Origin of the sequence: Acinetobacter sp. YH12255, from assembly GCF_013417355.1 — a bacterium.
Taxonomy (GTDB): Bacteria; Pseudomonadota; Gammaproteobacteria; order Pseudomonadales; family Moraxellaceae; genus Acinetobacter; species Acinetobacter pseudolwoffii.
Genome location: NZ_VPEC01000059.1, coordinates 1 through 10,369, shown reverse-complemented (window position 1 = coordinate 10,369; position 10,369 = coordinate 1). Strand labels below are relative to the sequence as shown.

The window sequence follows — 10,369 nt, the reverse complement described above, 5'->3', positions numbered from 1 at the left end:
GATTAAACGAATTTGGAAGGAAAGTTCAGGTCGGTATGGTGTACGTAAAGTCTGGCAAAAACTGAAACGTGAAGGCTATATTATTGCGCGCTGTACTGTTGCTCGATTAATGCAAAAGCTAGGTATACAAGGTGTTTGGCGTGGTAAGAACAAACAAACCACCCGTAGCCGAGATGACCAAAAACGAGCAGATGATTTAGTGAAACGTAATTTTACTGCTGATCATCCTGACCAACTGTGGGTGAGTGACTTTACGTATATTCAAACAAATTCAGGCTGGGTTTATACTGCATTTATTATTGATGTGTTCTCACGAGCAATTGTTGGATGGAAAGTATCGACACGGATGAATACAGATATGGTGCTCGATGCATTGGAGCAAGCATTGCATGATCGAGGCATGCCAAAGAATGTGATTTATCATTCCGACAGAGGTGTGCAATATCTTTCCATTCGCTATACCAATCGTTTAGAAGCAGCAAATTTACGAGCATCAGTCGGTACGACTGGTGATTCATACGATAATGCTTTGGCTGAAACGGTGAATGGCTTATACAAAACAGAGGTGATTGAATATCTAAAAGCAGATTGGCAAGGTTTAGCGGATGTACAACTTGCGACACTAAATTGGGTAGATTGGTTCAATAAAGAGCGTGTACATAGTGCACTAGGTTATGTATCACCTTTTGATTTTGAAGCAATGTACTATGATAAGATTAACCCGTTAGGTCAGGTGGCCTAACTTAAATAAAAAACTCTCCGACAAACCCGGTACGGTTCAAGCTGAAATGGAAATTAATGCCAATATTAAAAAACTGCAACTTGGTTGTGGAGGAATTAATGGTGCAACTGGTTGTGATATTGATATTGATCATATTTCCTTAAGTGGTAATTCTGCAAATGGAATGGATCGTGCTGCGACCTCTGCCTTGATTACTAATCCTTTTGTTCAATTTGCTATAAAAAATCCAAATCAGGCATCTACACGTGAAGTTTTGGGTTTCCGTTTAAGTGCAGAAAAGATTTCAGGTCTACTGACTATGGGTACAGAAAATACGGCCACACCAAATGGTATTAATAGTTTTAGTGGATATATGAAGACTAAAGAAGCTAAAGGAACAGCTGTAACTAATCCAAGAACAATGACCTATGCATCAACTGGCAATAAATATATTGAAGGTGCTGTTACGGGAACAATATTGGGGCAGGATCTGGAACTTCATTATAAATCGAATGATTATACTTTTAATTTAAAAAGTACCAATGCGCCATTTGTGATTCCAGCCACTATAGTTTCAGGAACACGAATGAGTGAAGTTAAATTAAAGGGGACTGGTACAGTTGACAGAATTGATTTTAGTGGCCCATTAAAGGCCATTTTAAAGCCACTGGATTTATTTGAGCTTACACTGGATAAACAAATTACAGGCTATATGACAGGCCTTAGAACAGATATTACAGTGGATCAAGATCTTGGCTTAATCCATGCATTGTATTTGAATAACCCAGCATCTTTATCATTACAATCGCAAAAAATACTTTGGCCGGGTGCTGCCGTTGCTGCTAATCAAGGTTGGTGGATGGCAATCGAGGATGAGGTAAATCTTGGTGATATTAGTCCAAATAAAGGTGTGGATATTACTAATGCGGTATTAGCACAAACCATTGCAGGGATTAATCATGATTTAACATCAAAACCCAGAGCATGTGGAAGTCTTTTGAATTGTGTATTTGATGGAGCTTTAGATGTGAAAGAAATTAAAAACCCGGCACTTCTTGATTTTCCTTTGAAAAATTTAGAGCTTAAAGGCCAGAACTTTCAACCGAACTGCTTCGGTGGACATAAATTCTGTTAAGTTAAAAAGAATAAAAAATCCCGCACTTGACGGGATTTTTTTATTAAGAAAGCAAAATTATTTCGCGATTTTAGCCAACAACTCTTCTTTGGAAATATTTACAGATTCAGCATCACGGCGACCTTTATATTCAAAAGTACCTGCATCCAAGCCTTTTTCACCAATCACAATACGGTGTGGAATACCGGTCAACTCAAGGTCAGAAAATTTAACGCCTGGACGTTCGTTACGATCATCTAGAATTACGTCATAACCCGCAGCAGTGAGTTCAGCATAAAGCGCTTCAGCTGCTTCTACTGTGCGTGGTGATTTATGTGCATTCATCGGTACAATGGCCACTTCAAACGGGGCAATGGCAGTTGGCCAAATAATGCCTTTCTCGTCAAAGTTCTGTTCAATGGCAGACGCAACCACACGTGTTACCCCAATACCATAGCAACCCATGGTCACAGTGAATGGTTTGCCATCTTCACCCAAGACTTTACAGCCCAATGCTTCAGAGTATTTCTGACCCAACTGGAAGATATGACCGACTTCAATGCCGCGTTTAATTTGCAGTGTGCCTTTGCCATCTGGAGAAGGGTCACCTTCAACTACATTACGCAAGTCATAAACTTCAGTGAACTGTGCATCACGTTCCCAGTTTACGCCGGTTGCATGCTTGTCAGCTGCATTAGCACCTGCAACAAAGTCAGAAAGAACAGAAGCTGCACGGTCAACAATGACGGTGACACCTTTTTCAACCAGACCTTGTGGGCCTACAAAACCAGCTGTCAAGCCAAGTGCTGCGATTTGCTCTTCGGTTGCAAAAGTGAGTGGAGCTGCAATTTGTGCATGCTTCTCGGCTTTAATTTCATTCAGTTCGTGATCGCCACGAAGGAATAAAGCAACCACAGGAACAGAACCATCCTCTTTTGCAATGCCTTGAACAAGCAATGCTTTTACTGAGTGAGCTGGATCCGTGCCCAAGAAGGCAGATACATCCGCAATGGTTTTTTGATTTGGCGTATCAACCAGTTTAAGTTCTTGAGTTGGTGCCGCACGTTCGCCGACCAGAACGGCTTCAGCCATTTCAATATTGGCGGCGTAGTCTGATTCGGTCGAAAATGCGATATCATCTTCACCGCTTGAAGCCAGTACATGGAATTCGTGTGAACCTGAACCACCAATCGAACCGGTATCTGCTTGAACCGGACGGAAATCTAAACCAAGACGAGTAAAGATTTTGCAGTAGGCTGCATACATGTCGTCGTAGGTTTGTTGCAATGATTCCTGATTGGCATGGAAAGAGTAGGCATCTTTCATGATGAATTCACGTGAACGCATTACCCCAAAACGCGGACGAATTTCGTCACGGAATTTGGTTTGCACCTGATAGAAGTTGGCAGGGAGCTGCTTATAACTTTTTAGTTCATTGCGTGCTAAATCAGTGATGACTTCTTCATGGGTTGGACCCAGTACAAACGGGTTACCGTGGCGGTCATTGAAACGTAACAGTTCAGGACCGTATTGTACATAACGACCTGATTCTTCCCATAAAGACGCAGGTTGAGTCACCGGCATATAGACCTGAAGTGAACCGACCTTGTCCATTTCTTCGCGAACGATCGCTTCAACTTTATTTAATACGCGAACGCCCATCGGCAACCAGGTGTACAGACCTGAAGCCAACTTACGAATCATACCGGCACGAAGCATCAACTGATGGGAAATAACCTCAGCATCGTTCGGGGTTTCTCTTAACGTTGCAAATAAAAAGCGACTCGCGCGCATGGAAACTGTCCTAAAAAATTAAGCGTTAAAGCAGAGATTATACAATAAAAAATGAGATGAGCATTTGGGAATGTCACCTCATTGTGTTGCATTAAATTATGCCATGATTTTACGCATCTGACGCAGCATAAAATTCTTAAAGTCATCCAGGTAGGTAAAGATCACGGGGACAACCACCAAAGTGAGCAGGGTTGAGGTGATCACCCCGCCAATCACGGCATGGGCCATCGGCGCACTTTGTTCACCGCCTTCACCCAGCCCTAAGGATAAGGGCACCATACCCATGACCATGGCGCTGGTGGTCATTAAAATGGGACGCAGTCGGGTTTTCCCCGCGGCAATAATCGCATCATAACGCTCTTCACCGCGATCCATGGCTTTTTTAATAAAGTCGATCAGCAGAATCGCATTCTTGGTCACCAGTCCCATTAGCATGATAATCCCGATAATCGAAAACAGGTTCATGGTGGAATTAAACAGGAACAGCGCCAGGAACACACCAATCAAGGATAATGGCAAGGAGGCCATAATCGCCGCAGGATGGATAAAGCTATTAAACTGTGAACCCAGCACAATGTAGATAAACACAATCGACAGGGTGATGGCGGTCAGGGCATAGCCTGCGGATTCTGCCATATCGGCATTTGAACCTTGGGTATCAAAACTATAACCTGGCGGCATATCAAAATTGGCTTGTAGCCGGCTGATATCCGTGCCGATATCTCCTGTAGGACGACCAGCGGTATTGGCTTCTATCAGAACTTCACGTGCCAGATCACGGCGGTTAATTTGTGAAGCACCGAGTTTTTCTTCAAACTTGGCCACACTCGAAAGTGGAATCAGAATCGGCTGATGATTGGCATCGGTTTTATTTGAAGTGATATACATGTTCTGTAAATCACGTGGCAAGCTGCGCTGGTCTTCCGTCAGGCGCAAATTCACATCATAAGTTTCGCCTTTTTCATCCTGCCAGGTGGTGACATCATCACCGGCAATCAGTGGACGAACCACATTGGCAATCTGATTCACGGATAATCCTAAATCACTGGCCAAGACACGATTGATCTGCACGCCGAGTGTTGGCTTGGGTTCTTTCAGTGAGGTTTCCAAATCGACAATACCGTCAATCTTGGCAATCTCTGTCATAAAACGATCGGAAATTTTTTGCAGTTCATCCAGGTCGGGGCCTTTGATCGAGATCATAATTGGCTTTTGACCACCCGAAACGGTTTCATCGGCAGATGCAACCGAGGTAATACTGATCCCGGCAACCGATTGCAGGCGTTGTCGAAACTCATTGTTGAGCTCGGTCAGGCTTTTTTCGCGTTCGATCCGTGGTGTCACGGTCACTCGCAGGCTGACGTGGTTTTTACCACGGTCAGTTACACCATTAATTACGCCATAAGTTGCTTTAACATCAGGGTGTTGACGGATAATCTGATCGACTTGTTGCAGTTTGGCTTGTGAGTATTCAAGCGAAGAATCTACCGGTGTTTCAAACTTAATGCGGATTTCGCCTTTGTCAGGAACCGGTACAAATTCGGTGCCAATCAGTTTCGATAATCCCAAGGCACCAAATAATGAAGCTACGGCAATCATTAAGGTAATGAATCTGAAGCGCAGCGCCAGTTTGAGCAGCTTTTCATAGACATGGCTTAAATTGTCCAGCTTGCCAGAAATCCAGCTAAAGAAACGTTTCACCCGTCCGGGTCTTTTATTTGGATCTTTTTTCTTTTCGGCCCAATGTGCAGAAAGCATCGGATCTAAAGTAAAACTAACAAACATCGAAATCAGCACAGCCACACTAACTGTAACCCCGAACTGATAAAAGAAACGACCAATAATCCCGCCCATAAAGGCCACCGGCAGAAACACGGCGACAATGGTCAGGGTGGTGGCCAGAACAGCTAAACCAATTTCTTTGGTGCCATCCAGTGCGGCAGTCACATGATCTTTGCCCATGTCGGCATGCCGGACAATATTTTCACGGACCACAATCGCATCATCAATTAACAGGCCAATACTCAAGGATAGCGCCAGCAAGGTCATCATGTTGATACTGAAGCCAAAGGCCCAGATGAAGGTCAAAGTACCTAATAAGGCGATCGGCAAAGTCAAACCGGTAATCACAGTGGAGCGGAATGAACCGAGGAATAGCAGAACAATCAGTACGGCAAGTACCGCACCTTCAATAATGGTGCGGGCTACATCGCCAATGGTGCCCCGGATACTTTTGGAAGAATCCACTACCACTTGCAAGGTCGTCCCCTGAGGAAGCTGGGTCTCAATACTTTCTAAAGTTTTGTAAGTTCTATCGACCACCTCAATCACGTTAGAGTCCGAGCTACGCAGGATATCAATCGCAACTGCGGTTTTGCCATTTAAAAAGGCGGCAGATTCTAGTTCTGCCTGACTGTCTTGGATCTCTGCGACTTGTCTCAGGAAAATTGGTACGCCATTTTTATTGGCGATGATGAGATCGCCGAAGGCCAGCGGATGCAGCACTTTGGAATTGATCTCAATCACCAGTTCCGAGTTGCCAGATTTGAGTGTGCCGCCTGGAACTTCAATATTTTCAGCCTTTAAGGTATTGATGACACTGTCTACACCAAGGCTAAAAGCTTGCAGTTTTTGCGGTTCTACCTGAATCCGGATCTGGCGCTGTGCATCGCCGAGTAAATTCACCGTTCCCACGCCGGCAACGGTGCGCAGTTGGGGTACAATCCGCTGATCCAGATAAGAACTGAGTGCTTTGATATCCATGTTATTGGATTCAAATACGATCGACATGACCGCATTGGCGGTTGGATCATAACGTTCGACAATCGGATCCTGAATTTCATCACGAAATTCAGCAGTTACCGAGGCAATTTTATCCCGTACATCCTGAGCGGCCGTGGTAGAAGGTACGTCCAGATTAAACTCAGTGGTGATCATCGACAGGCCTTCACTGGACTGTGAAATCACCTGTTTTAAACCAGAAATGGTATTGATCTGATCTTCGAGTTTCTTGGTTATTTCTGACTCGACCGTTTCTGGAGAAGCGCCCGGGTAGTTGGTATACACCACCACAAAGGGAAAATCGACATCGGGAAATTCTTCAACGCCCATCCGCTGCCAGGAAGCCAGTCCCAATACCATCAGACAGAACATCATCATGATGGTGAAAACTGGATACTTCACACTAATTCGGGTAAACCACATGTCAATGATCCTGTGTGAGGCGCTTTAGTTCGAGCGAAGTGTGACAGTTTTTTGTAGATCGGCTTCGCTAAATTTAATTCGGCTGACCCGATCGGTGCTTTCCAATCCTTTGACCACCGCAATATTGTCGTTATAGCGCTGTTCCAGTACCTGCACATTGACCTTGATAAGTTTATTCTGGCGAATCACCCAGACATAGGGTTTGTTCTGGATATCCTGCAGCGTATCTAAGGGAATAATCTGCCCACTGATTTGGCGTGAACTCAAAATATTGCCTTCTACAAAGGAACCGATACTTAAAGAAGGAATCGTTTCATTCGGTGTAGCAAAGAATTCGATCTGGCGACTGGCCTGATCGGCGATCGGGGAAATCCGGCTCATCACTGCAGTGAGCCGATTGGGATTGCCTTGAATGCTGTATTCGACTTGACTGCCTAGCCTTAAGTTTGATTGTAGGTCACTAGGCACGCGTGCCTGAATTTCCAGCTGTTTAGGATCAACAATTTCAAACAGGGTTTGTCCAATCGACACGGTCTGGCCAGGTTCCACCTGACGCTGGGTAATCACGCCACTGATCGGACTGGTCATGGTTCCGTCACGATCTGCTTTCTCGGCAATATCGACATTGGCTTGCTGGGCACGTACATTTTCCAGCTGTGCCTGATAATCGACCTGACTCTGTTCATATTCTACTTTTGAGATAAAGCCCTGATCGAGCAGACGCTTTTTACGTTGCATCATGTTTCGAGCCTGATTGGCCTGAGCTTGAGTAGAGGCCAGATTGGCACGTGCCTGTGCCAGTCGGGCAGCATTGTCCTGATTGTTTAGCCGTACCAGCACCTGACCTTTGGAAACGGTCTGACCGACTTGGGCATTGACACTGGTGGCGGTGGCAGACACCTGCGCCTGAATACTGCTTTGATTGACAGCCCGAATCGTGCCGGTAAACGCAGTTTTTTGAACTGAGTTGCCGGACTGTACTGCAATCAGGTCTTGAGGAATCAGTTCAATGGATTTGGGTGTTTCGGCTTGCTGTACGGGTTCATTTTTATCACAAGCCACTAACAACATATTTAAGCAAAGTGCACTCATGATCAGGAGAGAGCGCGGAGAAGGCATATTTAAACCATGAGCATGTGGTGCAGTTTGCATAAGAGTCCTTGTAGCTTATTGTGGTTTAAAACCAACACAAGCTATCTGTATTTATTCAAGTGCTTTTAAACGGGCGATAATTTTGTCGTATTCTGCTTCCCGATTTCGATAGCGACTTTGTAAAGATTGAATATTTTCTTTTTGGGAAATGAGATTTTTATGATTATTCTCAAGTGTGGTTTTCAGATGTGCCGGTGGAGCCTTACCTTTACGTAAATATTCACGTTCTTGGCGTACAAACATCACTCGATCTTTTTGCAACTGCTTCATTTGTTCTTGCTGGAAATCAATTTGCTTTTTCAACTGTAGCAGACTGTCATTTTTTTTCTGTAAGGCGGTCTGACTATTATTGTACGCTCGCTTCAGTCTATTGTCTTCGGCGATCCGCTTGGCCTGTTGAGCACGTTGGGGAGCCTGTCTGATATCGGCTTCGGCATTATAAGGACGAGCACGTTTAATGACCTGCATATTCTGGTCAAGCGCTTCATAACCGTAACGGATATGATTGGGCGTCACATTAGTGCTGATATTGGCCACGCCTTTACTATCGTAATAGCGGTACCAAGTGGCCTTTGGCTGGATTTGGTTATTGTTGGCACAAGCTAAGGTCACCTGTAATAGTAACAGCACAGCAACAATGAATTGACCAGTCATTTTATTTTTATCAATGACAGCAAGTTTTTCTGAAAACTGACCCATCATTGGCTCCCTAGATTTAAAGTTGACTAAATTACTTATTTTAAAGTAATAATCTTGTTATATTAGACTTAAATTTACGAATTAAAAACTACCGTTAGTCAAAAAAAACATCGGCGTGGGTAAAATGTGAAGCTGTTGTTAAAAATAACTGATTTTGTCTACTTGTGTAGAAAATGTTCATTGATAATACAAGTGACTTTATGTTAAAAATGTTTATCGATCGTAATAAAATAATCCTATGAGCCTTATGGCATAATAGTTTCTAAAATGGGAAGGGTTAAACAAATGGACGATAAATTCCAAAATCTAAAAGTTATGGTTATTGATGACTCAAAGACCATTCGTCGTACCGCGGAAACTCTTCTTCAGCGCGAAGGTTATGAAGTGATTACTGCCGTTGACGGATTTGAAGCTTTGTCAAAAACTGCCGAAGCAAATCCAGATATCGTGTTTGTAGACATCATGATGCCGCGTCTAGATGGCTATCAAACTTGCGCGTTAATTAAAAATTCTCAGAATTACCAGAATATTCCTGTGATTATGCTATCAAGTAAAGATGGTTTATTTGATCAGGCCAAAGGTCGTGTTGTGGGTTCAGATGAATACCTGACCAAACCTTTTAGTAAAGATGAATTGCTGAACGCAATCCGTAACCATATTAGTGCTTAATATTTGATTTTTTTTGGGGAATTGGCATGGCACGTATCCTAATTGTGGATGACTCACCGACAGAAACTTTTCGCTTTAGAGAAATTCTTTCTAAACATGGCTTTGAGGTGATTGAAGCAGCCAATGGGGCCGATGGCGTCACCATGGCACAGGCTGAATTGCCTGATCTGGTCCTGATGGACGTTGTGATGCCGGGCGTAAACGGATTCCAGGCGACCCGTCAGATTGCGCGTGGGGCGACCACCAAACATATTCCAATTGTGATTGTCAGTACCAAAGATCAGGCCACTGACCGCGTGTGGGGCAAGCGTCAGGGTGCAGCAGACTATCTAACAAAACCAGTAGATGAAAAACAATTAATAGAAGTAATTAAGCAACACCTCAATGCAGGATAAGCTCTATGGCAGCAAATGGATTTATCGAATTGCTTCGCATTGCGAAACGGGGAAATAAAAACTACGTTTCCAATGACAATGAAGTGAACCGATGGTCGGGCATTGCTTTTGAGATGATGGGGCAATATTTTGTTGCTCCGCTGGGGGAAGTATCAGAAGTGATTTATCCCCCAAAATATACGCCGGTACCCAAGACACAAGCATGGGTGTTGGGTCTGGCGAATATCCGGGGAAGATTGTTTCCGTTTCTGATCTCACCCAATACGTATCAGGGCATAGCAGTCAGTTTTCACCGACTCAAAAAGTATTGTGCATCAATCATAATGACCAGTATGTCGGTTTGGTCGTAGATCAAGTTTTGGGTATACAACATTTCAATAAGAAAAGTTTCTTTTCGAAGAAATCTGAATTAGATGAAAACTTACAAGAATACTGTCAAGGATTTTTTCATCAGCACAACCAGCAGTGGCATGTGTTCTTATTCAGTCGTCTGTGGCTTTGTTGCACAAACCTAGCATCAAAAGCTTATTCAGCAATATAATTTCAAAATGAATAAGCCTGCCTCTAAAATCTACCGTACAACCAATTGGTCATCCTATAACCGAGCCTTAATTAACCGAG

Annotated in this window: 6 protein-coding genes and 3 pseudogenes; 5 read left to right on the top strand and 4 right to left on the bottom strand. The window is 43.7% G+C overall.

Going from position 1 to position 10,369, the window contains the following annotated elements; translation table 11 throughout:
* Positions 1-742: pseudogene (locus FTV30_RS14410) on the top strand (IS3-like element ISAba2 family transposase); the annotation flags it as partial.
* A gap of 34 nt (positions 743-776) precedes the next feature.
* Positions 777-1,856: pseudogene (locus FTV30_RS14405) on the top strand (hypothetical protein); the annotation flags it as partial.
* A 57-nt stretch (positions 1,857-1,913) separates the two neighbouring features.
* Here FTV30_RS14405 and FTV30_RS14400 read toward each other — a convergent pair.
* The 4 genes from FTV30_RS14400 to FTV30_RS14385 form a co-directional block, all read right to left on the bottom strand.
* Entirely contained in the window at positions 1,914-3,629 is a 1,716-nt protein-coding gene (locus FTV30_RS14400) for a proline--tRNA ligase (protein ID WP_074383440.1), read from the bottom strand.
* A 96-nt stretch (positions 3,630-3,725) separates the two neighbouring features.
* On the bottom strand, positions 3,726-6,833 hold the full coding sequence (locus FTV30_RS14395; protein ID WP_180001817.1) for an efflux RND transporter permease subunit: 3,108 nt from the start codon (positions 6,831-6,833) through the stop codon (positions 3,726-3,728).
* A gap of 24 nt (positions 6,834-6,857) precedes the next feature.
* Positions 6,858-7,985, bottom strand: a complete 1,128-nt coding sequence (locus tag FTV30_RS14390; protein WP_180001816.1) for an efflux RND transporter periplasmic adaptor subunit — start codon at positions 7,983-7,985, stop codon at positions 6,858-6,860.
* 51 nt (positions 7,986-8,036) lie between these two features.
* Complete coding sequence (locus tag FTV30_RS14385; protein WP_180001815.1) at positions 8,037-8,684, bottom strand: hypothetical protein; 648 nt, start codon at positions 8,682-8,684, stop codon at positions 8,037-8,039.
* 285 nt (positions 8,685-8,969) lie between these two features.
* Between FTV30_RS14385 and pilG the strand changes: the two genes are divergently transcribed.
* From pilG to FTV30_RS14370, 3 genes and pseudogenes are all read left to right on the top strand, one after another.
* Positions 8,970-9,353, top strand: coding sequence for a twitching motility response regulator PilG (gene pilG / locus FTV30_RS14380; RefSeq protein ID WP_180001814.1), 384 nt, complete (start codon positions 8,970-8,972; stop codon positions 9,351-9,353).
* A 26-nt stretch (positions 9,354-9,379) separates the two neighbouring features.
* Positions 9,380-9,748, top strand: a complete 369-nt coding sequence (locus FTV30_RS14375) for a response regulator (protein ID WP_005097847.1) — start codon at positions 9,380-9,382, stop codon at positions 9,746-9,748.
* 5 nt (positions 9,749-9,753) lie between these two features.
* A pseudogene (locus FTV30_RS14370) lies at positions 9,754-10,289 on the top strand (chemotaxis protein CheW).
* The last annotated feature ends 80 nt before the right edge of the window (positions 10,290-10,369 follow it).

What these genes read in the sequence shown, in the direction of transcription:
- FTV30_RS14385 (WP_180001815.1), bottom strand. Translation starts at nt 8,684, where the DNA reads ATGGGTCAGTTTTCAGAAAAACTTGCTGTCATTGATAAAAATAAAATG.
- FTV30_RS14375 (WP_005097847.1), top strand. Translation starts at nt 9,380, where the DNA reads ATGGCACGTATCCTAATTGTGGATGACTCACCGACAGAAACTTTTCGC.
- pilG (WP_180001814.1), top strand. Translation starts at nt 8,970, where the DNA reads ATGGACGATAAATTCCAAAATCTAAAAGTTATGGTTATTGATGACTCA.
- FTV30_RS14390 (WP_180001816.1), bottom strand. Translation starts at nt 7,985, where the DNA reads ATGCAAACTGCACCACATGCTCATGGTTTAAATATGCCTTCTCCGCGC.
- FTV30_RS14395 (WP_180001817.1), bottom strand. Translation starts at nt 6,833, where the DNA reads ATGTGGTTTACCCGAATTAGTGTGAAGTATCCAGTTTTCACCATCATG.
- FTV30_RS14400 (WP_074383440.1), bottom strand. Translation starts at nt 3,629, where the DNA reads ATGCGCGCGAGTCGCTTTTTATTTGCAACGTTAAGAGAAACCCCGAAC.